Source organism: Novosphingobium rosa NBRC 15208, assembly GCF_001598555.1.
Taxonomy (GTDB): Bacteria; Pseudomonadota; Alphaproteobacteria; order Sphingomonadales; family Sphingomonadaceae; genus Novosphingobium; species Novosphingobium rosa.
This window is the reverse complement of sequence record NZ_BCZE01000024.1, coordinates 23649-50610: the sequence shown is the minus strand read 5'-3', so window position 1 is coordinate 50610 and position 26962 is coordinate 23649. Positions and strand designations below refer to the sequence as shown.

Annotated in this window: 15 protein-coding genes; 7 read left to right on the top strand and 8 right to left on the bottom strand. The window is 67.4% G+C overall.

Features of this window, described 5'->3' with window-relative positions; all coding sequences use genetic code 11:
• The first annotated feature begins 163 nt into the window (after positions 1 to 163).
• Both SR3_RS09840 and SR3_RS09835 read left to right on the top strand, forming a co-directional pair.
• Complete coding sequence (locus SR3_RS09840; RefSeq protein ID WP_068084562.1) at positions 164 to 1627, top strand: O-antigen ligase family protein; 1464 nt, start codon at positions 164 to 166, stop codon at positions 1625 to 1627.
• A gap of 3 nt (positions 1628 to 1630) precedes the next feature.
• Positions 1631 to 2638, top strand: coding sequence for a glycosyltransferase family 2 protein (locus SR3_RS09835; RefSeq protein ID WP_068084560.1), 1008 nt, complete (start codon positions 1631 to 1633; stop codon positions 2636 to 2638).
• A gap of 99 nt (positions 2639 to 2737) precedes the next feature.
• Here the strand turns inward: SR3_RS09835 and SR3_RS09830 are convergent, their stop codons facing one another.
• From SR3_RS09830 to SR3_RS09815, 4 genes are read right to left on the bottom strand one after another with little or no spacing between them, the layout of a single operon-like run.
• Positions 2738 to 3745, bottom strand: coding sequence for an alpha/beta hydrolase family protein (locus SR3_RS09830; protein ID WP_068084558.1), 1008 nt, complete (start codon positions 3743 to 3745; stop codon positions 2738 to 2740).
• Between the two features lies 1 nt (position 3746).
• Positions 3747 to 6053, bottom strand: coding sequence for a condensation domain-containing protein (locus SR3_RS09825; RefSeq protein ID WP_068084555.1), 2307 nt, complete (start codon positions 6051 to 6053; stop codon positions 3747 to 3749).
• A complete protein-coding gene (locus tag SR3_RS09820) occupies positions 6053 to 14011 on the bottom strand; it encodes a hybrid non-ribosomal peptide synthetase/type I polyketide synthase (protein ID WP_068084552.1) in 7959 nt (2652 codons plus the stop codon). Before SR3_RS09820 ends, SR3_RS09825 begins: the two co-directional genes overlap by 1 nt.
• A gap of 20 nt (positions 14012 to 14031) precedes the next feature.
• Positions 14032 to 15912: a non-ribosomal peptide synthetase gene (locus tag SR3_RS09815; protein WP_169805603.1), complete on the bottom strand. Its 1881-nt coding sequence runs from the start codon at positions 15910 to 15912 to the stop codon at positions 14032 to 14034.
• A gap of 375 nt (positions 15913 to 16287) precedes the next feature.
• Between SR3_RS09815 and SR3_RS09810 the strand changes: the two genes are divergently transcribed.
• Entirely contained in the window at positions 16288 to 17094 is an 807-nt protein-coding gene (locus SR3_RS09810) for a 4'-phosphopantetheinyl transferase family protein (RefSeq protein WP_169805602.1), read from the top strand.
• Positions 17095 to 17101: 7 nt separating this feature from the next.
• A complete protein-coding gene (locus SR3_RS09805) occupies positions 17102 to 18613 on the top strand; it encodes an oligosaccharide flippase family protein (protein WP_068084543.1) in 1512 nt (503 codons plus the stop codon).
• Here the strand turns inward: SR3_RS09805 and SR3_RS09800 are convergent.
• The gene (locus SR3_RS09800; RefSeq protein ID WP_084455305.1) at positions 18610 to 19428 is read right to left on the bottom strand and encodes a glycoside hydrolase family 16 protein; all 819 of its coding nucleotides are present in this window, start codon (positions 19426 to 19428) and stop codon (positions 18610 to 18612) included. The two genes, SR3_RS09805 and SR3_RS09800, sit on opposite strands and share 4 nt — an antisense overlap.
• Positions 19425 to 20525, bottom strand: coding sequence for a glycosyltransferase family 4 protein (locus SR3_RS09795; RefSeq protein ID WP_068084539.1), 1101 nt, complete (start codon positions 20523 to 20525; stop codon positions 19425 to 19427). Before SR3_RS09795 ends, SR3_RS09800 begins: the two co-directional genes overlap by 4 nt.
• A 430-nt stretch (positions 20526 to 20955) precedes the next feature.
• On the opposite strand from SR3_RS09795, the gene SR3_RS09790 reads away from it, so the two are divergent.
• From SR3_RS09790 to SR3_RS09780, 3 genes are all read left to right on the top strand, one after another.
• Positions 20956 to 21189: a hypothetical protein gene (locus SR3_RS09790; protein WP_068084537.1), complete on the top strand. Its 234-nt coding sequence runs from the start codon at positions 20956 to 20958 to the stop codon at positions 21187 to 21189.
• Between the two features lie 161 nt (positions 21190 to 21350).
• On the top strand, positions 21351 to 22205 hold the full coding sequence (locus tag SR3_RS09785; protein WP_245653851.1) for a glycosyltransferase family 2 protein: 855 nt from the start codon (positions 21351 to 21353) through the stop codon (positions 22203 to 22205).
• 70 nt (positions 22206 to 22275) lie between these two features.
• On the top strand, positions 22276 to 23388 hold the full coding sequence (locus SR3_RS09780) for a glycosyltransferase family 4 protein (protein WP_169805601.1): 1113 nt from the start codon (positions 22276 to 22278) through the stop codon (positions 23386 to 23388).
• Positions 23389 to 23662: 274 nt separating this feature from the next.
• Here the strand turns inward: SR3_RS09780 and SR3_RS09775 are convergent, their stop codons facing one another.
• Together SR3_RS09775 and SR3_RS09770 are read right to left on the bottom strand one after the other, a co-directional pair.
• Positions 23663 to 24706 carry a glycosyltransferase gene (locus SR3_RS09775; protein ID WP_245653856.1) on the bottom strand — a complete coding sequence of 348 codons (1044 nt, stop codon included), beginning with the start codon at positions 24704 to 24706 and terminating at the stop codon, positions 23663 to 23665.
• A gap of 107 nt (positions 24707 to 24813) precedes the next feature.
• Positions 24814 to 26940 carry a GumC family protein gene (locus SR3_RS09770; RefSeq protein ID WP_068084525.1) on the bottom strand — a complete coding sequence of 709 codons (2127 nt, stop codon included), beginning with the start codon at positions 26938 to 26940 and terminating at the stop codon, positions 24814 to 24816.
• Between the last annotated feature and the right edge of the window lie 22 nt (positions 26941 to 26962).

The window sequence follows — 26962 nt, the reverse complement described above, 5'->3', positions numbered from 1 at the left end:
GCCCGGTCTGATCCCTACCCCTTTCGGGGAGGATTGCGGCTACTTCCAATGACCGGTTGAGCCGAAAGGCAAACTGCGAAACCCTGCCGCCCGGTCGATGCCCGATGGAGGGTGAGGGCGGCAGGAGTCGCACAGGGCACGTCGGCCTGCGCGAGGTGCTGCGATGCAATTGACCTTCATCGGTCTCATTCAGCTGGTGATCGGGGCGTTCATCGTCTTTGGCGGCTCGCTGCGCCATGCCGTCACCTTCATGGTGATCTCCGGCCTGTTCGCGGGCAGCGCCGCCATCGTGCTGCCCGGGCTGGGCGGTTCCTCGATCCCGCCGATCCAGTTCGCCTGCCTGATCGTCTATCTGCGCATTCTGGCGCCGCGCGGCGGCTTTCTGGCCCTGCTGCCCGAAGCGGTGCGCGCCAACCGCTGGCTGGCGCTCTACACCTTCTACGGCGTGGCGACGGCCATGATCGCCCCGCGCCTCTTCGCCAATCAGGTGGATGTGACGCCGCTGCGTTCCGGGGATGCCAGCTCGCTCTTCGCCACGGCGGCGCTGGGGCCTTCCACCCAGAACATCACCACCAGCGTCTATATGCTGGGCACCTGCGCCATCGCCGTGGCGGCCTATCTGGTGGCGCGCCTGCGCGGCGGGGTGGCCACGCTGGTCACCGCCGCCATCGTCGTCAGCTGGCTGCATATCGTGCTGGGGCTGATGACCGCGCTGGCCGCCGGCACGCCGCTCAACGCCGTGTTCGAGGTGATGCGCAACGGCAGCTATGCCCAGCTCGACCAGTCGGTCAGCGGCTTCGTGCGGATCAGGGGCTTCTTCCCCGAAAGCTCCTCCTACGCCGATTTCGCCTTCGCCTATTTCACGCTCAATGCCGAGCTGTGGTATCGCTCGATCTGGCCGCGCGAGACAGGCGCCACCGCGCTGGCGCTGGCCATGCTGCTGGTGATCAGCACCTCGTCCACCGCCTATCTGGCGCTGGCGGCCTATCTGGGCTTCTTTGCCCTGCGCGTCATCATGATGCCGCATCTGGCGCAAATGGGGCGGGTCAAGCAGCTGGTGATGGCCACGCTGGCGGGAGGGCTGCTGATGGCGGTGGCCTGTCTGGTGGTGCCGCAATTGCTCTCCAGCATCTCGGACATGATCCTGCATATGACGGTGGACAAGTCGGGCTCCGACTCGGCGCAGCAGCGCCTGTTCTGGGCGATGCAGGGGCTGGAGGCCTTCAAGGCCTCCTATGGGCTGGGCATCGGGCCGGGCAGTTTCCGCTCGTCGAGTCTGGTCACCTCCATGATCGGCTCGACGGGCCTGGCGGGATGCGGCGCTTTTCTGGCCTATGCCTTTTCGGTGTTTCAACCCACGCGCCATTCCACCTTTGGCGTCAGCCCCGATCTCGGCCTGACCATCGGGGGGGCCTTTGCCACCGCTGCGCTGCTGGCCCTGATCCCGGCCTGCCTGATCGCGCCGAGCGCCGATCTGGGCGCCAATGTCGCGCTGTTCGCCGGGGTGGCTCTGGCGATGCGGCCCATGACAGCGCCGCGCCAGCAGGCAGAGGCGCCGGCATGGCCAGCGCCGCCGGCCGACGAACCGGAGCCCCCGGCCCTGCCTTCGCCCGCGATGAACGGCTAGCCCATGGACACGACCGCGCCCCATTTCAGCGTCATCATCGCCAATTTCAACTATGGCCGCTTCGTGGGTCGCGCCATCGAAAGCGCGCTCGACCTCGACTGGCCGCATATCGAGGTGATCGTCGTCGACGATGGATCGAGCGATGAATCCCGCCCGGTGATCGAGGGGTTCGGCACGCGCATCAAGGCGATCTTCCAGCCCAACAGCGGGCAGAGAGCCGCCAACAACGCCGGTTTCGCCGCCTCACACGGAGACATCGTGGTCTTCCTCGATGCCGACGACATTCTCGATCCCCATTTCGCCCGCGCCGTCGCTTCGGTGTGGCGCAAGGGGGTCAGCAAGGTGCAGGTGCAGATGCAGCGCGTCGATGCACAGGAGCGTTCGCTCGGCTCGATCCTTCCCGCCCTCGCTCAGGCCCCGGCCCCCGATGAGGTCCGCCGCTGGAGCGTGGAGATGACCGAATATCCCACGCCGCCCGGCTCGGGCAACGCCTATGCGCGCGATTTTTTGGAGCTTTTCTTCCCCATCGGCCCCGAGCATGACAGTTCCACCGATTCCACCTGTCTGGCGCTGGCGCCGCTGCTGGGCGATGTGGTGACCGTGCTGCAGCCGCTGGTGTTGTACCGCCAGCATGGCGAGAACGACAGCAACCTCTTCGCTTCCCCCGGCCGTTTCGGGCGCGAGGTGGCGCGGGCCATGTCGCGCCAGCGCAGCGCCGAAAGCATCTGCGACGCCCTGGGCACGCCGCCGCCGGACAAGGCAAGGCTGCGCTCCAGCCGCCATCTGCTGCAATTGCGCGTCGCCTCGCTGCGGATGGACCCTTCGGGGCATCCTCTGCCGGAGGACAACCGCAGAGTGGCGCTGATCGACGCCCTCCATTCGGTAACCCGGCGCGGTTTCGATCCCTTGTCCAAACGGCTGGTCGTCGCCCTCTGGTCCATCGCGACGCTGACAGCGCCCCGCCCGCTGGCCAACCGTCTGGTGCGCTGGCGTTTCCGCGCCGCGCCTTAGAGCGTTTTCAAGCTGGGTGGAATCACCCAGCGACTTGGAAAGCGCGGTAAAACAAGAATCTAGAGCGGTTGATCCGATGCGATCGGATCGTGAACCGCTCTAGACCACCGGAGTGACATCGCCGGGGTAGCTGCGCCTGTCAGGCGGAAAGGCCTGAGGCTGGTCAGGCAAAGAGCGGTCGAAGAAGGCGCGGATGATCTGCGCATGGGCCGATTGCCGCCACGCCAGCGCCTGCCGGTCCTCACCGAAAGCCGCAAAAGGATGCCGCCATGACCAGCCGGGCCAGGCCCCGGACAGATCGTCATGCCCGATGCCGGCGGCATGCAGCCAGACGAAATCCGCCCGGCCAAGGTAGGGAAGGTGGATCGCACGGTCTTTGGCGCAGCCCTGCGCCAGCGCCCTCTGTCCCGGATCGGCGGACTTGAACCAGCCATCGGGCGGAAAATCATCGTCGATGTAGAACAGCAGATAGGGCCGCGTCAGGACGCTGTGCGTGGCCTCGCCGAACAGCCAGCCGTCGAGATTGGCCACCGCCTTGATGCGCGGATCGGCGAGCGCCTGCTCCACCCCGGTCGCCCCGCCGAAGGAAAAGCCCAGAAAGCCGATCCGCGCCGGGTCGATCCGCCCGGCCAGTTCAGGCCGCGCCAGCACCGCATCGAGGATCGCCCTTCCCTTCTCCGCCGCCTTTCGCACCCTGCGCCCGGCCAGCACGAAAGAGATGGCATAGGCCTGCGGCGTCGCCTCATCGAATTGCGCGTGGCGCAGGGCCTTGTCATCCGCGCTTTCTGCGGGGCGGGGCGGATCATGCTCCACATCGTCGAACCCCACCGCGACATAGCCATGGCTGGCGAGATAGGCCAGCTGGCGCGATCCCGTCTCGACCTGCTGCCCCCATCCCGGCGCATAAAGGATCAAGGGCCGAAGGCCCGTCGTCCCCATGGGTTGCCAGACTTCGATACGGTAGGGGCCGTCGCGCGTGGCGATGGTAAAGCGCGCGGTCTGCACCCGCCATGGCCCCAGCGGCATATCGGGCACGCGCCGCCAGCCGAAGGCCAGAGCCACCGCGCATGCGATCAGCAGCGCCGCGCCAACCCATGCCAGGCGCATCTCAAAAGCCCAGCGCTTCCAGCCTGCGACGGATCGCGGGCCCCATCACCGCAGCGCCTTCCGGGCGGAAGATCGTGTCATGATTTCCCGGCACGTCGAGCAGGTCGAACCGCCCCGAGATATGACCCGCCCAGCCGAAGTCATAAGGGAACAGGCGCCCCGGCTGCATCTCCCGGTTGCGGAAGAACAGCACATCGCCGTCATAGGGCTCCAGATCGAACGCTGCCTGGCTGGGCAACAGCACCTCTTCGGGGAACCAGCGGTTGTTGTCCGCCATCGGATCATGCCGGGGGCCCGGCGTGGTCAGGCCCAGCCGCGCCAGCATGGCGGTGATGCGCAGGCGACGCGCCAATCGGTAATTGTCGATCCATTGCGCCATCGTCAGCTCGCCCGAGGCCACGCGCTGACGCAGATCGGCAAAGCTGCGCGCCCGCACCTGCCATGCCCTGATCTGGTGATCGAGAAAGGACATGTTTTCCCGATAACCGGGGCGATAGGTGTCCACCAGCACCACCAGCGGCACCTCTTCGCCCTCCGCGCGCAAGATCCGCGCCGCCTCCAGCGCGAGGGCGCCGAGGATGCACAGGCCGAACAGCACGTAAGGTCCACGAGGCCGCGCCAGCCGGATCATCTCCACCGCATCGCGCGCGTGGTCGGCAAAGTGGCGGCGCGGCAGGGCGACAGGCACCGGCGAGGGGCAGAACTGGATATCGTAAAAGGGATGCCCGCGCTCGATGGCGCGCGCCACCGGATAGAGCAGCGAGGCATTGTTGAGCGCCATGATCGGCACCCTGTCGCCTTCGGAGCGCAGCGGGACGATGCGCTGGCGCAAGGCCTCCAGCCGGGGGTTGCGGGGCGCGGGGCGGATGGCGGCCTGCTGCGGCGTCTTTTCCGGAGCGGGACTGCCCGGGCGGCGTTCATGGGGCTCGAGCACGGCAAGCTGCGCCAGCGGGGCTTGCGGATGCGCCACCGCCCCCTCCATCACCTTGCGCCAGACCGCGAGCAGCGCATCGATGGTGGCGCTGTCATAAAGCGCGCTGGCGCCCTCGCAGGAGAGCCGCCAGCCCTCCTCGCGCCCGACCATGAAGAGGCTGAGATCCCACAGCGCCCCCGCGGAATGGCTGGGGGCCGAAGCGATGCGGAAGCTGCCATACTGGCTGTCGGCATCGCGGGCGGTCGAGATATGGGTGTGCTGCACCACCAGATTGACGCTGTAGAGCGGCCTGTCGTCACCCTTGTCACCCGCCATCTTCGCCACTTCGGCAAAGGGGAGCATCTGGTTCTGCGTTGCCTCAAGCGTCACGCCGCGCACCCGCTCGGCAAAGCTCAGGAAGCTGTCGGCAGGCATCACCGGCAAACGCAGCAGAACGGTGTTGAGCAGCGGCCCGACGATGTTTTCCGCATCGGGATCCTCGCGCCCGGCGGTCTGGGTGCCCAGCACCACCTCGCCCTCGCCCGAAACGAGATGCAGCGCCGCCGCCGCCGCCGCCGTGGTCAGCGAGAAAAGCGTATGGCGGTTGGCGTGAGCCAGATGCTCGAAAGCCGTGGTGAGCGTCCTGGGCAGCAGGATCGAGCGGATCTGCCCCTCGCAATCGCCACGCGGCCCCGGGCGGTCTGGCGCGATGCCGAAATGCGGCAGGTCCGCAAGCTGGCCGCGCCAGTAATCGCGCTGCGCATCCAGCGCGCCGCTGGCCAGCACATCGCTTTGCCACAGCGCATAATCGCCGAACTGCATCGCAACCGGCGCCAGATCGGCGGGCGCTCCCCCGTCCGCCGCCGCCGCCAGCTGGCCCAATTCCTCATCCAGCACATCCACGGACCAGCCATCGATCACCAGCTGATGAAAGGTGAGATGGATATAGGCCAGATCCGCCGCCAGCCTGACGAGCAAGACCCGAAACAGCGGCGCCGCACCCTCCGCCACGGCGAAAGGTCTGCGCGCCTCCGTCACCCCCAGCCGGGCCAGCTCCGCCTCGCGTTGCGGCGCGGGCAGATGCCGCACATCGACCATATCGGGCTTGAACGGCAGCTTGCGCAGCACCTCCTGCACCAGCTGGTCATCCTCCCCCATCCGGAAACGGGTGCGCAGGATCTCGTGGCGGTCGACCAGCTCCTGCAGGGCCTTCGTCACCGCGCCGTCGGAAATGCTCCCTTCGAGGCGACGGCGGAAACTGGCGTTAAGCGCATCGCGGGTCAGCGGGCTGCCCATCTCGCGCCAGATGTGGCGCTGGTTGGCGGTGGCGGGAAAGCGGGCAAGAACCTCGGGTTCGGGCGCGCCGCCGCTCAGGGTGAGGTCGATGGCGTTCATCAGCGAATCTCCCTGTGCAACCCGCGCCGATAGGACGAGAGCGGGACGATAACGGAAGCCGGACGGGGGGCTGCAGCCTCACCGCTGGCCAGCATCGCCGCCACCTCGCCCAGAGTTGGGTTCGCCAGCAGGCTGCGGCTTTCCAGCGGCAGGCCAATGTCTGTCATGCGCGCCACGATGCGGAAAATCTGCAGCGACTCAGCGCCCAGATCGAACAGCGCGTCGCCAGTCGCCACCGAGTCGAGCCCCAGCACATCGGCCCAGATCGCGCCGATCTTCGCCTCGATCTCCAGCAGTTCCACCGCGCGATGCGGCGCGGGACGGGGCGCTTCCTCCACCGCTTCGGCAACAGGGCTGGCCCCCAAGATGGCCAGCAGGGCGCGATCGAGTTTGCCATTGGCGGTCAGCGGCAGTTGCCCGATGGTGCGGATGGTGCGGGGGTGCATCGGCCTGGGGAGCAGGCGGGCGACTTGCGCGCCTGCCTCCTCGATCAATCCGGGGCGCGGCTCCTCGGCCACAACAAAGGCGTGCAGCTGGCGCGTGCCATTGTCACTCTCCACCACCGTCACCGCCGCGTCGGCGATGCCGGGGACGTCGCGCAGCACGCTTTCGATCTCGCCCGGCTCGATGCGGTGGCCGTTGATCTTGACCTGCCCATCGACGCGACCGAGGAATTCCAGCACGCCATCATTGCGCCAGCGCGCCAGATCGCCGGTGCGATAGAGCCTTTCACCCGCCACGAAGGGATGCGGCACGAAGCGCTGCGCCGTCAGGTCGCTCTGGCCCAGATAGCCCAGCGCCAACCCTTCGCCGCCCACCAGCAACTCGCCCACCGCGCCGCGCGGAGCGAGGCGCTGATCGGCATCCATGATGTAGGCCGTGCTATGCGCGATGGCGGTGCCGATGGGCACGGCGCCCCGCCCCCAGCCCTCCGGCGGCAAGGGATAGCAGGCGGAAAATGTGGTGTTTTCCGTGGGTCCGTAACCATTGACGATCCGCGCGTGAGGCAGCGCCGCCTGCGCCTTGCGCAGGTGGGCGGGCGACAGCACATCGCCTCCCGCCAGAATTTGCCGCAAGGGCGTCAGCACCTGCACGCCTTCATCCACCAGCGCATGGAACAGCGCCGCGGTGAACCACGCCGTGGTGACGCCATGTTGCGCAATCGCCTGCCCGATCCGCGCCAGAGAGGGCTTGGCCTCCGCCACCACCGCCAGCGCGCCGCCGTGGAGCAGCGCCCCCCAGATCTCCAGCGTGCTGGCATCGAAGGCCAGCGGGGCGAGATGGAGAAACACCTGATCGGGGCCGAAAGCGATAAATTGCTGATCGCTCACCAGCCGCACCACCGCGCGATGCGGCACGACCACGCCCTTGGGCTGGCCCGTCGATCCGGAGGTGTACATGATGTAGGCCGGATCATCCGCCGAGACATTCACCTCGGGCGCGGTGGCGGGCTGATCGTCCGCCAGAGCGGCAAGAGCCGTGAAGGGCAAGATTGCCACCTCGCCGCCAAGTTCTTGCGCGGCCTCTTCACCTCCGGGGCCGATCAGCGCGAGCGCCGCCTTGGCATCGCGCAAAATATGCAGCTGGCGCGCCGCCGGGAAAGCCGGATCGAGCGGGACATAGGCCGCCCCCGCCTTCAGCACGCCCAGGATCGCCGCGATGGTGTCCATCGAACGGTCGGCCAGCAGGGCGACACTATCCCCCTTGCCGATCCCGCGCGCCGCCAGCGCCCGCGCCAGCCGGTTCGCGCGCCCATCGAGTTCGGCATAGCTCAGGGCATCCCCCTCGCAGACCACGGCCTGATGCGCGCCATGCCGGGCCACCGCTGCAGCAAAATGCTTCGGCAGGGTGGCGTCATCGGGCAGGCGCGGCATGGTTTCGCCCTGCGCCAGCAACCAGCGGCGCTCCTCCTCGCCCAGCAGATCCAGCGCGCCGATCGCGGTGCCCGGATCGGCGACCAGCGCGCGCAGCACTTGGCGCAGATTGTCCACCCAACGCGCGATGGTCGCTTCGTCAAAGAGGTCGGTGGCGTAATCGACATCGATCCTCAGGCCCTTCGTCGATTCCACCATGTTGAAAAACAGGTCGAAATTGCTCGCGGCCTTGGGATTGGGCAGCAACTGCGCCTTGGCGCCCGCGAAATCGATGTCCTCGCCCAGCCGCTCCAGATTGAACTGCACATCGCAGAGCGGCGTGCGGTTGGGATCGCGCGGCAGGCCCAGCGCGCGCACCAGCGCGCCATAGGTATAGTCCTGATGATCGAAGGCCTCCATCAGGATGGCGCCGACCGAGCGCAGATGCTCGCCCAGCGGGGCCGCCATGGAGAAGGGCGCGCGCAGCGGCAGGAAATTGACGCAATGCCCCGCCAGCGCCTTGCCCTCGACCAGCGACTGCCCCGCCATCGGGCAGCCGATCACCACATCCTCGCGCTCGGCCAGACGGCCCAGCGTCACCTGCAGGGCCCCGAGCAGCGTGGCGAACAGCGTGCAGCCCAGCTTCGCCCCGGCCTTGCGCGCATCGCGCATCAGCGCGGCATCGATCGAGGCGGTCATGGTGGCGCCGTTGAAGCTCTTGACTGCCGGGCGCGGCCGGTCGCCACGCAGATCGAGCGATGGGGGAAGCGTGGCATAGGTGTCGCGCCACCAGCCCTCATTGGCCGCCTTGGCGCCGGTGTCCCGCGCCTTGGCCAGGGCGTAATCGGCGAAGGACTGCACCGGGTCTAGCACCGGCGCGCTGCCCGTCACACGGGCGCGATAGAAGGCCGCCACCTCCTGCGCGAAGAGATTGGCCGTCCAGCCGTCAAAGACGATATGATGCGCCGTGACGATCAGCGCCGCGCCGCCATCCTCCTTCAGGAACAGGCAGGCGCGGATCAGCGGCCCTGCGGCCAGATCGAAAGGCGTTGCGGCTTCTTCGGCCTTGCAGGCGGCGATCATCGCGTCGTCGGCGCTTTCGATCACCGGCAGTGTGATGGTCAGGCCCGGAGCGATGGACAGCACCGTGCGCCCTGCCGGCACCGTGCCGCGCAGGGCATCATGCCGCGCGACGACATCGTCGATGGCGCCCTTCAGCCGTTCTGGATCGACCGCCCCGTCAAAGGCCAGCGTGATGGATTCATTGTAGGCGCAAGAGGCCTGCTCCCCCATCTGCGCCGAGAGCAGGATTTCCAGCTGCGGCTCGGTCAGCGGCACCTCGCGCGGTTCGGTGGAGGGGGGCACGTGCCCCTCGGTGACCAGAATGCCCGCCGTCTGAAGCAGATCGATGGTCTGGCGCGTAGCCTCGAAAATCTGCTCGATGTCCTCGTCGCTGTGCGCGGTGGTGAGGAAACAGGGATAGCCGTCCAGCACATGCACGCCCAGCAGGCGCATGTTGTAATGGAACAGCGCCCCCAGCTTATCCGCCCCGGAGAGATTGAGCATAAACCAGCTGGAATAGGTCTCGATGCGCGAGGGCACCCCCTTGCTGGCAAACAGCGCATTCATCCGCGCGACCAGCGCGGCGGTGCGGGCGGTCAACCGTTCCTGCAGCTGCGGCCCCTCGGCGTCCAGATGATCCAGCACCGCGCGGCAAGCGGCCATCACCAGCGGATGGCGCACGAAGGTTCCGGCAAAGAAGGTCGGGGCCACTTCAGGCGCGCTGTCGTCGCCGAAATTCCAGCCGCCGCCGTCGAGCGCGTCCATAAACCGCGCCGCGCCCGCCAGAATGCCCACCGGCATGCCGCCGCCCACCACCTTGCCATAGGTGGCCATATCGGCGCTGATGCCCAGCACCGCCTGCATGCCGCCGGGATGGGTGCGGAAGCCGGTCACCACTTCGTCGAAGACCAGCGCCGAGCCGCTGTCAGCGGTCAGCGCACGCAGGTCGCGCAGGAAGTCGAAGGGCAGCAGTTCGGGATGGCGGCTCTGCACCGGCTCGACGATCACCGCCGCCACATCATCGGCATGGTCGCGGATCCAGTCCAGCGCCTCGGGCGTGCCATAGGGCAGCACCACCATATTGCTGAGCGACTCTTGCGGAATGCCCGGGGCGATGGGGAAGGCCCGCCCCGGCTTGCTGCCCGCCTTCACCAGCACCTCGTCGAACTGGCCGTGATAGTCATTGTTGAAGACCACCACCGTCTCGCGCCCGGTGACGCAGCGGGCAAGGCGCATCGCCGCCATCACCGCCTCGGATCCGGTGTTGCAGAAGGTGACCCGCTCCATGGCGACCATGCGGGCGAATTGCGCCGCCACCACGCCCGCCAGCGGCGTCTGCGGGCCGATGGCAAAGCCTTCCTCCAGCTGGCGCGCCACGGCGGCCTGCACGAAATCGGGCGCATGGCCAAAGGCGGTCTGCCCATAGCCGTTCACCAGATCGACATAGGCATTGCCGTCGACATCCCAGATTTTCGATCCCTTGGACCGCTGCGCCACCACAGGGAAGACCATGTCCTTCCACACCGCGCGGAAGCCGGAGACCGAGCGCGGATCGGCGAAATAGGGGCGGTGCTGGGCCGTTTGCGCCATGGAACCGGGCATTTGGGCATGGGTGCGCGCGACCATCTGCGCGATCAGGGCCAGTTGGCTGTCAGTGACTGGCGCGGCGGGGGCCTTGCTGTTGAAGGGCCGGAAGCGGCTGGGCGCGTCATGGGCCGGTTCCGGCGAGGCCGCCACCGCCTGAGGCGCCGGGGTCGGTGCCGGAGTCAGGGCCGGAGCCGCAACCGGCGGCGCAGGCAAGGGCGCGGCGACGGTGCTGCCCTGCCCCTGCATCAGCGCCAGTTGCTGGGCGATCACCGCCTGCATCGCGGACAGCTGCGCCTGAAAGGTCGCGGCCATGCCCGTCGCGCCATCGCTCACCGCTGCGGGCATCGCCATGGCGGGCATGGCGATAGCAGGGGCCGCCTCGGCGACGACCGGGGCCACGGGCGCGGCCTGTTGCGGATCGGGCGGGCAGTTCTCGTCCAGATACAGCGCCAGCGCGGCAAGCGTGGTGATGTCGGACAGCAGCTGGCGGAACACCAGGCTGACGCCGAACGCCCGCTGCACCTTGGCCGCCACCTGGCCCAGGAACAGCGAATCGAACCCCAGTTCCAGAAAGGGCGTGTTACGGTCGGCCTCGCCGATCACCTCGCCGGAAAGGTCTTCGAACAGGGCGGTCAGGGTGCTGGTCAGGCGGGCAAGGCGGCCGGTGTCGGCCACAGGGGCAGTGCTGGTCATCGCTTGCTCACTTTCAAGGGTTTGAAGCTGGGGCGTGCCGGTCCGGGCGACGGGCGCCTCGATCCAGTGCAGCTGCCGCCGGAAGGGATAGGAGGGCAGCGCCACACGGCGTGCCTGATCGCCATAGAGGCCCGCCAGATCGACCGGCGCGCCCAGCGTCCAGAGCCGGGCGAGCGCCTCATGGAAACTCTGCACATCCCGGTCCGCCGCAACGGCATCGGGCAGCGAGGTGATGGCGGCGCGATAGCCATCGCGCGCCAGTCCCTGCGTGGCGAAGGTGGTCAGGGCGCGGCCCGGCCCCACTTCCAGCAGGATGGGCGGCGTATCGCCTGCCACCCCCTGACCTGCCACCTGCTGCAGCGCATCGGCGAAACGCACCGGCTGGCGGCAGTGGCGCGCCCAATAGGCCGCATCGGAAGCCTTGGAGACCCATTCGCCCGAAACGCTGGAGACATAGGGGATGGCCGGATCGACGAAACGCATCCCCTCGGCGAAGGTCTGCAGGCCCTCGACCACCGGGTCCATCATGCGCGAGTGAAAGGCATGCGAGGTGTGCAGACGGCGGGAGTCAATCCCGGCCTCTTGCAGCCTTGCCTCCAAGGCCGCGACGGCCTCGAAAGGCCCGGCAGCCACGCAGAGCTCCGGAGCATTGGCGGCGGCAAGGTCCAGATCATCGCCCAGCAGCGGCAGCAGCCGCGCCTCGGTGGCGCGGACGGCCAGCATCGCGCCCTCCGGCGCATTCTGCATCAGCGCCGCGCGCCGGGCGATCAGGGCCAGGCCGTCCTCGAAACGCATCACGCCGGCCAGACAGGCGGCCACCAGCTCGCCCACGCTGTGGCCGATCATCGCATCCGGCCTGATACCCTTGGCCATGAACAGCTGCGCCAGCGCATATTGCACAAGGAACAGCGCGGGCTGGGCAAAGACCGTCGAGCGGATGGGGTGCGGCGCATCATCGTCGCCGCTGGCCGTGGCATAGAGCAGATCGCGGATATCGAGCCCCAGCGACGGTTTCAGCGCGCCCGCGCCCCGATCGATCCAGAGGCGGAAGACGGGCTCGCCCTGATAGAGGCCCCGCGCCATTTGCGGATATTGCGAGCCCTGCCCCGGGAACATGAAGATCACCGGCGCGGTGTCCTTCGCCTGCCCTTTCAGCCCCTTGGCGGCGAAGGCGGACAAGCGCTCGGCGGCCTCCTGCGTCGACGCGGCAACGACAGCGCCGCGCGCTGCGCGCAGGCTGCGCCCCTGATCCAGCGTGAAGGCCACATCGCCCAGCGGCAGATCGGGATGGGCGCGCAGATGATCGGCCAGCTCGCCCGCCATGGCCTCCAGCGCTTCGGGATTGGCGGCGGAGAGAGGCAGGATCTGCATCCCGTCGCCAACACCGGTCGCGCCCCCACGGTGGGCGACAGGCGGCGCTTCCTCCAGCACGACATGGACATTGGTGCCCCCCACGCCAAAGGAGCTGACGCCCGCGCGGTGCGGTTCAGGCCCCGGCGCCCAGGGCGTGAGTTCCCGCTCGATGCGGAAGGGGCTGCCCTCCAGCGCGATATGCGGATTGGGCGCGGTGAAACCGGCCAGTGGCGGAATCTGCGCATGGCGCAAGGCCAGCGCCGCGCGGATCAGCCCCGTCACCCCGGCGGCGGCATCGAGATGGCCATTGTTGGCCTTGGCCGAGCCCAGCGCGCAGCCTCCCGGCGTTGCCGTCTGACCAAAGGCGCGCATCAGCCCGTCGAACTCGATGGGATCGCCCAGCGGCGTGGCGGTGCCATGCAGTTCGACATAGCCGATGCTCTCAGGCGCAACATCGGCCTGCGCCAAGGCGGCGGCGATGGCCTTGGCCTGCCCCTCGGCGCTGGGGGCGGTGAAGCCGATCTTGCTCGCGCCATCATTGTTGACGCCGGCGCCCCGGATCACGGCATGGATCTCGTCGCGGTCGGCCAGAGCATCCTCCAGCCGCTTGAGCATCACCACCCCCGCGCCCGAACCGAAGACCGTGCCACACGCCGCCGCATCGAAGGGGCGACAGCTGCCATCGCGCGATCCCATGCCGCCATCCTGCCAGAGATAGCCGCGCTTCTGGGGGAAGGTGATGGAGACGCCGCCCGCCAGCGCCGCATCGCACTGATAGGTCAGCAGGCTCTGACAAGCCTGCGCCACGGCCAGCAGCGAGGTCGAGCAGGCGCTCTGCACCGTCATCGCGGGGCCGCGCAGATCGAGCTTGTAGGCCACGCGGCTGGCCAGCACCTCGGGCAGCGATCCCACCAGCGTGGGCATGTCACCCAACTGATAGGTGCTGGCGAAACGGTCGACCGCAACGCGGTCGCCCAGCACATGGCGCATCAGATAGGTGGGCATGCTGGCCCCGGCGAAGACGCCGATCAGGCCGGGATAGCGCCTGGGGTCGATGCCCGCCTGATCCAGCGCTTCCTGCGCGATTTCCAGAAAGATGCGGTGCTGGGGATCGGTCAGCGCCGCTTCGCGCGGGTGCATGCCGAAAAACGGCGCATCGAACAGGCCGACATCCTCCAGCACGGCGCGGGCCCGCACGAAAGCGGGATCCTCGCGCGTGGCGGCATCGAAGGAATCCTCCAGCTCATCTTGAGAGAAATGCGAGATCGAGATCGTGCCACGCCGCTGATTCTCCCAGAATTCGGCAATCGAGCGCGCGCCCGGAAAACGCCCGCTCATGCCGACGATGGCGATGGCGTCGCTGCCTGCCGCTTCGTTCTGGTCAGACAGATCCTCGTCCACGTGTTGCATGCCTGCCCCCTGTTGTTCTCCTAGGATGCTCTGGCCCGGCGCAGCGTTGCCCCACGCTGGCGCCGGGCCCGCTCACGCGCGGCATCCGTCAAGGTTTGCGATGGTGCAGCCGGGGCCCCCCCCAGATGCTCGGCGATGGCGCGGATGGTGGGCCGCGCGAAAAGGTCTGTGATGGCGATTCTTGCGCCCGTCAGATGTTCGAGTTCGGCATGAACCCGCATCCATTGCAGCGAGGTGCCGCCCAGATCAAAAAAGGCCTGATCCAGACCGATCTGCCCGGTGCCCAGCACCTGCTGCCAGATCGCCAGAATGCGGGTCTGCAGATCATCGCCACGGGCGGCGGGCGCCGGGGTTTCCGCACAAAGCCCCAGCAGCGCCGCGCGATCCACCTTGCCATTGGGCGTCAGCGGGAGAGCCGCCAGAGCCACGATCCGCGCGGGGCGCATATGGGCGGGCAATTGCTCGCGCAGGCGCGCCGTGGCGGTCTGCGCGATGGCATCCGCCTGCCCGCAACCCACGGCGATAAAGGCCAGAATGCGTTTGGCATCGATCACCACGCAGGCATCGGCCACGCCCTCGCCACCACGCAGCGCCGCCTCGATCTCGCCGGGTTCGACGCGTTTGCCGTCGATCTTCACCTGACGGTCGATGCGGCCAAGGAAATCGATCTGCCCATCCGGCAGCGCGCGAACCAGATCGCCGGTCAGATAAACCCGCTGCGCGATGGGCGCGGGGGCCTGAACGAAACGTTCCGCCGTCAGGGCCTCCTGCCCCAGATAGCCCAGCGCCAGACCATCGCCCCCCGCCGCCAGTTGCCCCTGCTCTCCCGGCGCGACCGGGCGCAGCGCCTCGTCGACGACAAAGACCTGCGTGCCCGCGATGGCCCGCCCGATGGGAACGCGCCCGCCCGTCCATGTCGCGCGGTCGATGGTGGCGCAGCAGGTGAAGGTGGTGTTCTCGGTGGGACCATAGCCGTTGATCAGGCGGCCGCCCGGCACGGCGGCCAGAAAACGCCCGACATGATCGGGCGACAGCACATCGCCGCCAGCCAGCAGCTGGGTCAGCCCGGCCAGCGCCTCGATCCGGCGGTCGACCATCAGATGGAACAGGCCTGCCGTCAACCAGGCCGTGGTGACCTGCTCGCCCGTCAGCACCTCGGCAATGCTGTCGAGCGAAGCGCGCGCCTGGGGCACCACCGCCAGCCGGGCGCCATGCAGCAAAGCGCCCCAGATCTCGAAGGTGCTGGCATCGAAGGCCAGTGGCGCCAGATGGAGAATCGCCTGCTGAGGCCCCAGATCGCAATAGTCCTGCCCCACCACCAGCCGCGCCACGCCGCGATGCGGCACGACCACGCCCTTGGGCCTGCCGGTGGAGCCGCTGGTGTACATCACATAGGCCGGGTCTTCGGACCGGCAGGATGTGCGATCCGGCGCGGGGCCTGCCGGCGCATCGTCGCTGTCACCCAGCAGCCAGACGGGCGCGCCTGCCCCCATCCCGGCCAGCCTTGGCTGCATGGCGGCCTCCGCAAGCAGCAGGGCCGGGGCGGCATCGGCCAGCATATGGGCCAGCTGCGCATCGGGATAGGCCGGATCCAGCGGGACATAGGCCGCCCCCGCGCGCAAGATCGCCACAATCGCCACCAGCGCCTGCAGCGAGCGGCCCGCGCAGAGCGCGACGAAAGCGCCGCGCCCGATCCCGGCCCGCGCCAGCCGCCGCGCCAGAACGCCGGAGCGGTGCTCCAGCTCACGATAGGTCAGGGGGGCAAGGCCGGGCTCGCTGGCGGCGATGCGGTCGGCATGGCGCAGGGCGGCGCGCTCGAACAGGTCGGCCAGATGGGCGCCGACCGGCGGCGCGCCGCCCTCCGCTCCGGCGGCGGGCCCGGTGTGACGTCTATCGAACATGGTTTCGCTCAACATACCATCGCCCTGTCGTCCTGAATGCGCCATCTCACGGCTGTATCGACATCCTCCCAGCGCGACCCGGAAGCTCAAGCGAAGGCACGCGTCGCCCGCGAACGGGCCACCCGCACCGGGCGGCAGCGCGCGCATGCAACGATGCCCGTCATCCTCCCGCCCCCGACGCATTCGCGCCACTTTAGAACCACTCTATGGCTTCGGAGGCCCGGCGGCAGGTACTATTAGGGAGGGTATCGCGGATTGATCGTCATACCCCTATCGGAGCAGGCGCTAAGCCCGATGCGCCCTTGCAGCAAAGGCCCAAGCCACGAATTCTAGAGGGCGATCAGCGGCCCGCGCCGAGGCTGGCCGATGGACACGATGATGCCGACACATGGAAAATCGCAACTGTTGCCGGATCATGCCGCCGCCTGGGCGCTTGACGGCCTTGGCATCGACAGCGGGGGTCTCGACAGCGCGACACCGGTCCGGCTGCGCAGGCTGCACGATCCCGCCAGCCCCGGTACGCGCTGGCCGCTGAAGGACGACCTCTGGCTATGGTTCGGGGCGCAGACGGGTTCGCAAGCCGATCTGGCCGCTTGCCTCTCCGACGCGGAACGCGACCGCGCAGCCCGCTTCCGCTTCGCGCAGGACAGGTGGAGCTATACATCCGCCCATGCCGGGCTGCGCCAGCTGCTGGGCCGCCTGCTGGACGAAGCCCCGCACCGCATCACCCTCCACACGCTGCCCGGCGGCAAACCCGGGCTGTGCCCGGTGCGCTACACCGCGCGCCGCGCCGCCGCGCTGCAGTTCAGCATCAGCCACAGCCGGGGGCTGGTCGCCGTGGCGGTCTCGGGCAGCCCGGTGGGCGTCGATGTCGAACCCATCCGCCCGCTGGCCGATATGGAGCACATGATCGCCCGCTTTATGGCTCCCGGCGTTCTGACCGCCTTCAGGGCCATGCGCAGCCCGCAGGACCGGATGGCGCTGTTCTACCGCAACTGGACCCTGGGCGAAGCGCTGGTGAAGGCCATGGGCGAGGTGATCGGTGAAGGCTTCGGCCACTTCGCCTTCACCCCGTCCGATCCGGCCCTGCTGACCGCCATCCCGCCCCTCTGGGGGCCGGTGGAGCGCTGGCGTCTCGGCCAGATCGAGGTCGGGGCGGAAAGCCGGGCGCGGGCCGCCTGAGCCTGTCATGACCAGCCAGACCGACACCCCCGGCCTGCATGACAAGGTGGCGAAAGGCAGCCTGTTCCTGCTGGTCAACCGGTTGGCCATCAAGGCGATGGATGTCGCGATGCTGATGGTGCTGACCCGGCTGCTGATGCCCGCCGATTTCGGACGGGTCGCCATTGCGCTCTCGACCGTCCAGATCATCGAGACCGTGCTGGATTTGCCGACTGGCGTCGCCCTGCTGCGGATCACGCCGGTCACCCGCACCCATCTCGATACGGCTTTCACCATCACCCTGCTGCGCGGGCTGGCGATCATGGTGCTGATGATGGCGGCGGCGGTGCCGCTGGCGCGGTTCTATGCGGACGATCATCTGGTGGCGCTGATCTGCGCCCTCTCGATCGTGCCCCTGCTGCGCAGCGCGCGCAGCCCGCGGATGTTTTTCCTCTTCAAGGCGCTGCGCTTCGGCCCCGAGGCCAATGCCGATCTTGCGGGCAAGGTCGCGGCGCTGCTGCTCTCGGTAAGCATCGGGCTCATCACCCACAGCTATTGGGCGATTGCGGCGGGGGCCATCGCCGCGCCGCTCTACACCGCGCTGTTTTCCTATGCGCTCTGCCCCTATTGGCCCCGGCTCACCCTGCACCATCGTCTGCTGTTCTACCGCTATATGGGCTGGGGCCTGGCCGGGCAGCTGTGCAGCGCGCTCAACTGGCAGACCGACCGTTTCGTGCTGGGCAAAATGGTCAGCCATGAGTCGCTGGGCCTGTTCACCACCGCGCGCGATTTCGCCGGAACCGCTTTCAAGATCGTGCTGGACACGCTGATGCGCCCGGTGCTGGCCGGGCTTTCAGCCTCAAACAGCGATCCGCAGCGCATGACACGCGCCTATGGCAAGGTGCTCTCCGCCACCATGGCGGTGGCCCTGCCGGTGGGGCTGGGGCAGGCGCTGCTGGCGCCACAGATCGTGGCGGTGCTGCTGGGCGCGCGATGGGCGGCGGCGACGCCGATCTTCGCGCTGGTGTCGCTGGCGCTGATCCCCGCCTTCTTCTCCAGCGTGACGACCAATCTGTTCTACGCCATGGGGCGGCCCGATCTGGTGTTCCAGCGCAATTTCCTCGACCTGCTTTTCCGATTTCCCGTGACGATCCTGGGCATTGCCACGCTGGGGCTGCAAGGCGCGGTCTATGCGCTGATCGCGGCGGAGCTGCTGCTGGCGGGCATCTGCCAGCGCTCGGTCGGGCGGTTGCTGGGGCTTTCGGTGCCATGGGCGCTCGCCCGGATCTGGCGCAGTCTGGTGAGCGGCGCGGTGATGGCGTTGGTGTTGATGCTGGCCCTGCGCCAGTTTCCCCCGGCCCCCGGCATGCTGCCCGCGCTGCGCTCCATGCTGGCGCTGGTGCCGCTGGGCGGCGCCAGCTATGCGGGCGCTCATCTGCTGGCATGGGCCTTGAGCGGGCAGCCCGAGGCCATCGAGGCGCAGGCCATCGAGTTCGTCACCCGCCGCCTTGCGCGAGGCCGGGCTCCGGCCTCGATCTAGTCCGACTTGCGCTGGTAGACGTGGATGTAATCGACCCAGAGCATCGATGGATCAGGCGTATCCTTGATCGGCCAGCCCGAGCCCAGCGCCAGATCGACCAGCGGATAGAAGCAGCTGCTGTAGCTGGGCGGCGCGGGCACCCGCCAGCGCTCCACGCGATCGAGGTAGAAGCGCACCTCGGTGGGGGTCACCTCCGCGCCATAGGTGTGGAACTGCGTCGAAAGGCTGCCCGACGGCACGGCGATGATGGTGCGGCCCCCTTCATCGGGCTGACCGAGCTGGGACTTCCAGACATGCCATGTCGAAATGAACTGGCTGTTGTCGCGCCCGTAATATTCCATCACGTCGATTTCCGCCGAGCCCTTCGACTTGTCGCGCCCGATCAGCCAGAAGGAGGGCCAGACGCCCGGGCCCGGCGGCAGTTTCATCCGCGCTTCGAAGTAGCCATATTGCTGACAGAAGCCCCGGTCCTTGCTGTCCACGGCGGAGAGCAGGCCGGAAAACCAGCGGCCAGACGCATTTTTGCGGGCCTCGATCCGCAGCACGCCGTCCTTGATCGTGAAGGGAAAGCCGGGCTCGGGATCGGCAAAGACCGCATCGCCGAAATCGCCCGACCAGGGCGTATGCGCGATCCAGCGGCTATGGCCATCGCCCCTTGGACTGACGCTCAGATCGTCGAAATTCTCCTCGAAGGTCAGGCTATAATGCGACAAGTCGAGGGGGGGCGACGGCGCGGAATACGCGATGTTGCCAGACAGCAGGAAGGGCGCCGTCGCCAGCAGGGCGACGGCGCGCGTCACGGATCGCGGCATCATTGCGGCACGGCCCCTTCCGGCACATGCGCCCGTTCCGCCGGCCGCCCCAGTCCGCGTGCCTCGCGATAGATATCAAGGGTTTCGCGGGCCATTCGCTCGACGGTCCAATGCGCCTTGCCGTCCTGCGCGGCCTGCCTCAGCCGGGCCAGTTCAGCGCTATCCCCCACCACCGCCCGCAAGGCCTCAGCCAGATCGGCGCTGCTGCCAGGCGTGAACAGCCGCCCGCTCTGACCGAAGTCCAGAATCTCCGGATTGCCGCCGACATGGCTGGCGATGCAGGCGCAGCCCATCTGCCGCGCCTCGATCAGCGCCAGCGAGCAGGGCTCGGCCAGCGAGGCCAGCACGAAGACATCGGCCCCCGCCAGCACGCTGAGCGGATCGGCCAGATAGCCCATGAAATGGATGGCGTCGCCCTGCCCGCTCGCCGCCGCGCGTTCTTCAAGCGCGGCGCGCGCCGGGCCTGCGCCGACGATGTAGAGATGCGCCTGCGGGCCGCCCTCACGCAGCTGCGCGAAGGCGTCGATCAGCGTGTCGATGCCCTTGCGCGGATGCAACCCGGCCACGGTGACGATGGCCGGATGCTGCAGCCTGGCGGCCTCCAGCGGAGTGGGCGCCCGGCGCGCGCCATCCACCGTGCCGTTGTGCACCACGCGCAGCTTGCGGGCCGGTATGCCTTTTTCCTGCATCTCGCGCCGCACCGCATCGCTGACCGCGATAACCAGATCGCCCAGCCCCATCAGGCGGCTCTGGCGGTCGAAGGAATTGTGCAGCGTGGTGATCAGCCGGTAACCGCCCAGCGGCTCGAGCAGGCGCGCCAGAATCGCGCTGGCCACCATATGCGCATGCACGATATCGGGCTTTGTGCGCCGCAGCACAATGGCCAGATCGCGCAGCATGGCGATGGCCTGCAACGCGCCGCCCTCGGGCATCTCGATGAAGGTCACCCCGTGCCGGGCCAGAACCGGCGCGAAATGGCCCGCCCCCGCCACGAACAGCACCTCATGCCCCAGCCGCGCCTGCTCGCAGGCCAGATCGACCGCCACCTCGACATGGCCATTGGCTTTGCGGGAATGTTTGAGGAGATGGACAATCCGCACGACGCGCTGGTCTCCTAAATGAGGGCGGGGGGCGCCCTGCTGGTTGCAGCTGCAGCATATCCTTGCCGCCCCGGCCGGGCATGTGCGCAAAGGGATGATGCCCCTCTGCTTTGCCACCGCGCCTACTCCTTAGGCTTTACCCCCTATCTTTGCCTCGGAACCGGCGGCTAATCATTCGAGATAGGTGCTAACTCGACTTTCCTCGGAGGCGGCGTCGCATTACACTGGCGGCGCGCATCCATGATCGAACACCTCATCCCACGGAACCGGCAACTCGTCCGGTGCAATGTAAAATCGTGGTTGGCACCTGAGACAAAGTTGGCAAAGTTGCGCCACCATCCCGGCGAACGATGCCCGGACTGGCAGAAAAAACACCTGGCCAATGTCCTTGGCCAAAGAATGGGTCGGCCCAACGAGAAAGGATAGAAACTTGCCGCCAACCGATCAAAGTCCGATCGATTTTTCGGATTTTTCCGAAGTCGCGCAGGTCTTTACCGACAGCTATGCGCGGCTGATCCACAATGGCTCGCCCGCCACCGAAATCGCCCGGGCCATGCTGGGGGCCACGCTGAACGTCTATGAGATGTTTGGCCTGCGGGCTGAACTGCCCGGCCTGTTCCGCAACCTTGCCGATGAAATCGAAATGGACACCAAACTGAACTGAAAGACTCACGCCAGCGAGTCTGCGGCGCACCGGCCGCCTGCTCCCCCTTTCGGCTATATCCTTAAGTTTTCTTCCGGGCCGCGCCGCTTCCCGATAAGCTCCATAAACGCCGCGATGACCTGATCGCCGATGGAGCAAGCACCCCGATCATGCGCATTCACGTGATCTTTGCGACAACCGGCAGAGCCGAGGTTCTCGGCAAGGTGATCCGGCGCCTGACGGATCAGACCCGCCTCCCCGATGGCGTGCTGGTGGTGGGCACCTGCCCCGCCGATGTCGCGGGCGTGGAGGGCGCATATCCCCATCTCCAGATCCTGCTCACCGCAAAAGGCCTGTGTCACCAGCGCAATGCCGGGCTGGCCGCGCTGGGCGACAAGGGCGATGTGGTGGTCTTCTTCGACGATGATTTCGTGCCCGCCCATGACTTTCTGGAGCAGGTCGAGGCGCTGATGACCGCCGATACCGGCATCGTTGGCCTCACCGGCCAACTGGTGCGCGATGGCGCGCAGACCGGGTCTCTGGGCTTCGAGGAGGCTGTCCACCAGCTCGACGTGCAGCAGGAGCGCCCCCCTGCGGGAGAGGCGCGCACGGCCTGGCTCTATGGCTGCAACATGGCGATCCGCCTCAGCGCCAATCCGCAGCTGCGTTTCGACGAGGCCTTGCCGCTCTATGGCTGGCAGGAGGATGTCGATTTCAGCAGCAGGCTGGCGCAGCATGGCAGGCTCTACCGCACGGCGGCGCTGACCGGCATCCATCTGGGCGTGCGCGGCGGGCGCACGTCCGGGCTGCGGCTGGGCTATTCGCAGATCGCCAATGTCATCTATCTGCGGCGCAAGGGGACGATCCGCTTCCTGCATGGCTGGCGCATTCTGACCTGCAATGTTTTGGCCAATGTGGCGGGCAGCCTGACCCCCAGCCCTCCGGTCGACCGGCGCGGACGGCTGAAAGGCAACTTGCTGGCGATGCGCGACCTGACCAGCGGCAGGATTGATCCGCGCCGGGTTCTGGGGCTGTGACAGGGCCTGCGCGCCCGATGCGCGCGAACAAGACCGCGCGCCCGATGCGCGCATGCGATGCCGAGCGGCGATGACCGCGCTGCTGATCAATGGCCGCTTCCTCAGCAGGCCTGCAACCGGCGTCGACCGGGTGGCGATCGAACTGGTCCGCGCGCTGCAAAAACGCCGCAGAGCGGGAGCCGCCATCGCCCTGTCAATCGCGGTTCCCGCCGATGCGCCCGGCGACGGGGCGATCCGCGCATGCCTCAACCTCGATGCCGAATGCCCGATCCTGCGCTCGCGCCATCGGGGCTATGGCTGGGAGCAGATCGAGCTGGCCCTGCTCCAGCGGGAGGCTGTGCTGCTCAGCCTTTGCAACATGGGGCCGGTGCTGCGGCGGCGGCAACTGGTGCTGATGCATGATGCCCAGGTCCATGATGTGCCGGACAGCTACAGCCCGGCCTTCCGCCATGCCTATCGCCTGCTGCAGCCGCTTCTGGCCCGCCGGGCGCAGCATATTGCGACGGTTTCGGACCATTCTGCCGAACGTTTGCGACATCACGGCGTCGGCAGTGGGCGCGCCTTCGATGTTCTTCCCAACGGCATCGACCATATTGACCCGATCACCCCGGATGACACGATCCTGCCCCGCCTTGGCCTGCGGCCGGGCGGCTACCTGCTGGCCATCGGCGCCAAGGCCCGGCACAAGAATATCCCCATGCTGCTGGAGGCCCATGCCGCCCTGCCCGCGCCGCGCCTGCCGCTGGTGCTGGTGGGCGGCGGTGAGGCGGCCTCCGGGCAGGATGTGATCGCGACAGGGCGGGTCAGCGACGGCGAACTCAAGGCGCTCTACCGCCACGCCCGGCTGTTCCTGCTGCCCTCGCTGACCGAAGGTTTCGGCCTGCCCGCGCTGGAGGCGATGGCCTGCGGCTGCCCGGTGCTGAGTTCGGACGGCGGCGCCCTGCGCGAAACCTGCGGCGAGGCGGCGGCCTACTGCCCACCGCTCGACAGGCCGGGCTGGACCGCCCGCATCTGCGATCTGGCCAGCTCTACGCCGAAGCTGGAAGCCATGCGTCGGGCCGGACTGGCCCATGCGGCCCGGTTCCGCTGGGACAGTGCTGCGGGACGCCTGCTGCAGCTGGTGGAAAGCGCGAAGCAACCTGTGGAGCGGGCTGATACGCAGGCTATTGTTGCGCGGGGGTAGAATTTAGGAAATCAGGAAGAAAAGATGCGAGGGTCATAACCCTCGCGCTCCCTTTAGTGTCTTCGTTGCGCTTCTGGTTCGGCCAAAGCGCTTAGTTTGCAGCGCCGCAGGCATGAACGAGATGTTGCGCCAGGCTGGCGCGTTTGTCTCAATCCATTTGATTGCCTGCGGCGCAGCGACGTTGTTCTAACGCTGAACCTTTAGCGCTCACGTAGAAACTAAAGGGAGCGCGAGGGCGATGGCCCTCGCATTTCGCCTTTCCCTTCTGCTCTCTCTAATGAATCTGCGTAAACCGCCGGATCTTCCGATCAAAACGCGCCGCCGAAAACCGGTCTGCCTGCTCCACGGCATGGCGCGGATCGAAATCACGCAGGAAATGCTCCATGCGGCTGACGGCCTCTATCAGATCCTCGACCTCCTGCCGCTCGAACAACACGCCGGTGCGGTCGGGCACGACGCTGTCGAGCAGCCCGCCGCGCCCCAGCCCCACCACCGGCCTGCCCGAGGCCATGGCTTCCACCGGCGTCAGGCCGAAATCCTCTTCCGCCGTCATCACCAGCGCCCGCGCTCGCGCATAGGTCTGGCGCAACGTTGCGAAGTCGAGATTGCTGACGAAGCGGATGTTCGGCCTGGCCCGCGCCTTCAGCGCCTTGGCCATGCCGCCGCTGCCCACCATCACCAAGGGCAGACCATTGGCGTTGAAGGCGTCCACGGCCAGATCCGGGCGCTTGTAGGGCACCATCTGGCCGACCCAGAGGTAGAAATCGTCGATCTCGGAGGAGGGGCTGAACAGGCTGGTTTCCACCGGCGGGTGGATCACCTCGGCCTCGCGCCGCCAGAACTTGCGGATGCGCTGCTGGATAAAGCTTGAATTGGCGGCGAAATGATCGACCCGCGCGCTGGAGCTGACGTCCCATTCGCGCAGCCGGTGATACATCGTCGGCATCGCCATGCGGGCCAGCAGGTTCGCCTCCTTGCGGTACTGGTGATAGTGATCCCAGATGTAGCGCATGGGGGAGTGGCAATAGCAGAAGTGCTTGGCATTGGGCGCGGTGATCACGCCCTTGGCCGGCCCTGCCTCGCTGCTGATGACGATGTCATAACCGGAGAGGTCAAGCTCTTCCAGCGCCATCGGCATCAGCGGCAGGTAATATTGATAGAATTTCCGCGCATAGGGCAGACGGTTGATGAAGCTGGTGCGGACCGTCGCCGCCCTGATCCGCGCGGACACCGCCGCGGGATCATAGACATGGGTGAGGATATCGGCGTCGGGATAGAGGCCCAGCAACCGCTCGATCACCCGCTCTCCCCCGCGCATCGCCACCAGCCAGTAATGAACGATCGCGACCCGGGGCTTCGAAACGCCGCGCGGAAGGATCGCCGGGGTTCCGACAGCATCGGCGACAAAACCGGGGGCGAGCAGGTTCATGTGTAATACTCGCTGTATTTGTTGTAGTAAAAGGCGGGATCTTCACGCGTGAAATAGGCGCGCTTGGTCAGATCGACCTGATTGAGCGCCACCCCCACGACATTGACGAGGTTCTTGGGCAGGCGCCCGCGCGCCGTGCGAATGGCGAAGGAGGAGGTCTCCCGCCATTTGGCGACCATCACCACGGCATCGGCCCGCGTGGCCAGCGTGCGGGTCGCGGCGATGGGCAGGATCGGCGGCAGATCGAGGATGATCCGGTCGAACTTGCCGCGCATCGCTTCCAGCAATTGGGTGAAGAGCGGCCCCGTCAGCAACCTTTCCGAATCCGCCGAATTGGCGCCCAGCGGGATCACGCAGAGCATGCGGTCCTGAATCAGATGGTCGATCTCCAGCGCGGCCGTACCATCCAGAATCTCGATCAGCCCGGGATGATCCGGGCCGACGTTGAACTGGCGGCTGATGCCCCTGCGGCGCATGTCGCAATCGATCAGTAGGGTGCGCGCGCCGCCCTCGGCCAGCACATGGGCCAGACAGCAAGAGGTCATCGTCTTGCCCTCGCCCGGCAGCGCCGAGGTCAGCGCGATCACCTGCGCCCTGCCCGCCGTGGACTGATCGATGGCCGTGCCCAGCACCCTGAAGGCCTCGGTGAAGGCGGAACGGGGACTGTCCTGCACCGCCGAGAGCGCCGGCGGCCTTTCGGCATGAACCGAGGAGAGCAGGGGAATCGAGGCCAGATAGTTCTCGGCCAGATTGTGCTCGACGTCATAAGCCGTCGTCACGCCCAGGAACAGCGCGTCGGTGATGTAGGCGCCCACCACGCCGACACCCAGACCGATCACCGTCGCCAGCGCGATCACCAGCGGAATGTTGGGCGACAGCGGCTTTTTCGGTTCGGAGGCCAGCGAGAGGATGCGCGCCATCGGGCGCTCGCTGCCCTCGGCGGCCAGCAGCTGCTTGTAGCTGCTCAGATAGGTGTCATAGATGCCCTGCGAGGCATTGGCGGCGCGTTCCAGCCCGCTCAGCCCCACCATGGCGGCATTGTTGTCGGCCAGCTTGGCCCGCGCGCCCTCAAGGCTGGCGTCAAGCGAGGAGAGCCGCTCCTGCGAGACATTGCGCTTGGCTTGCAGGTTGGACATCACCCGGCCGATTTCCGCCTGAATGCGGCTGCGCACCTCCTGCAGCTGGTTCTTGCTCTGGATCAGCGCGGGATGGTTGGGGCCATAGCGCGACTCCAGATTGGCGACCTGCCCCGCCAGTTGCCCTTCCTGCGTGCGCAGGCTGGAGATCACCGGCGAATCGAGCGCCTCCCCCACATCGTCGCCGGATGAGCCCTGACGCAATTGCTGGATCGCCGTATCGAGCCGCGCCCGATCCTCGACCGCGGCGGCGCGGGCCTTGCTGACCTCCAGATTATAGGCGGAAATCTCCTGCTCGGCCACCGAGGCGCCCGAGGTGCTGAGCAGATTATGCGCGATGCGATAATGCTGCAAAGCCTCGGTGTCCGACTGGGCCTGAACACGCAGCTTTTCCAGCCGCCCCTCCACCTGCTTGCGCAGGCGCAGGTTGCGCTCCTGTTCGGCGGTGACCTGCCATTGCGAATATTGCCTTGCATATTCGTTCACCACCAACTGCGCCTCACGCGCGGAGGGCGCGTCATAGCTGATGGTCAGCGCATAGGTCTGGTTGTTCCGCTTGGCCGCGACACGGTGCATCAGAATGTCGTAAACCGCCTGCGACGGCATCATGGTACCGACAGGCAGCGCCTGCGCCACCCGCGCGGCCATATCCTGCGACTCGATGATGGCCGTCTGCGTATCGACCAGCTGCGTCTCGGGCACGCTCGCCGTCGTGTCATCCGGGCCATTGCCGGGCGACTGTTTGGCAGTGTCCAGCACCATCACCGTCGCCTCGGCGCGCCAGGTCTTGTGCGAGAAGAAGCTGAAGGCCCCGCCCGCCAGCAGGCCAAGCGCCGCGCAGCCCAGAATGATCCCGAGCCGTCGGCGCAGAAAGCTGACCGTGCCGACCAGATCGAGCCGGTCCGAAACGGCGATCGCCTGATCGCCCAGCGTGGCGATCGCGGCTGTTTCCGCAGGTTTGGCAACAAGGTCTCGCGAGTTGCTCATGGTTTCCCTCCGTTGCTCGGTT

What these genes read in the sequence shown, in the direction of transcription:
- SR3_RS09810 (WP_169805602.1), top strand. Translation starts at nt 16,288, where the DNA reads ATGATGCCGACACATGGAAAATCGCAACTGTTGCCGGATCATGCCGCC.
- SR3_RS09780 (WP_169805601.1), top strand. Translation starts at nt 22,276, where the DNA reads ATGACCGCGCTGCTGATCAATGGCCGCTTCCTCAGCAGGCCTGCAACC.
- SR3_RS09815 (WP_169805603.1), bottom strand. Translation starts at nt 15,912, where the DNA reads ATGTTCGATAGACGTCACACCGGGCCCGCCGCCGGAGCGGAGGGCGGC.
- SR3_RS09820 (WP_068084552.1), bottom strand. Translation starts at nt 14,011, where the DNA reads ATGCAACACGTGGACGAGGATCTGTCTGACCAGAACGAAGCGGCAGGC.
- SR3_RS09770 (WP_068084525.1), bottom strand. Translation starts at nt 26,940, where the DNA reads ATGAGCAACTCGCGAGACCTTGTTGCCAAACCTGCGGAAACAGCCGCG.
- SR3_RS09805 (WP_068084543.1), top strand. Translation starts at nt 17,102, where the DNA reads ATGACCAGCCAGACCGACACCCCCGGCCTGCATGACAAGGTGGCGAAA.
- SR3_RS09835 (WP_068084560.1), top strand. Translation starts at nt 1,631, where the DNA reads ATGGACACGACCGCGCCCCATTTCAGCGTCATCATCGCCAATTTCAAC.
- SR3_RS09825 (WP_068084555.1), bottom strand. Translation starts at nt 6,053, where the DNA reads ATGAACGCCATCGACCTCACCCTGAGCGGCGGCGCGCCCGAACCCGAG.
- SR3_RS09830 (WP_068084558.1), bottom strand. Translation starts at nt 3,745, where the DNA reads ATGCGCCTGGCATGGGTTGGCGCGGCGCTGCTGATCGCATGCGCGGTG.
- SR3_RS09800 (WP_084455305.1), bottom strand. Translation starts at nt 19,428, where the DNA reads ATGATGCCGCGATCCGTGACGCGCGCCGTCGCCCTGCTGGCGACGGCG.
- SR3_RS09775 (WP_245653856.1), bottom strand. Translation starts at nt 24,706, where the DNA reads ATGCGCGGGGGAGAGCGGGTGATCGAGCGGTTGCTGGGCCTCTATCCC.
- SR3_RS09840 (WP_068084562.1), top strand. Translation starts at nt 164, where the DNA reads ATGCAATTGACCTTCATCGGTCTCATTCAGCTGGTGATCGGGGCGTTC.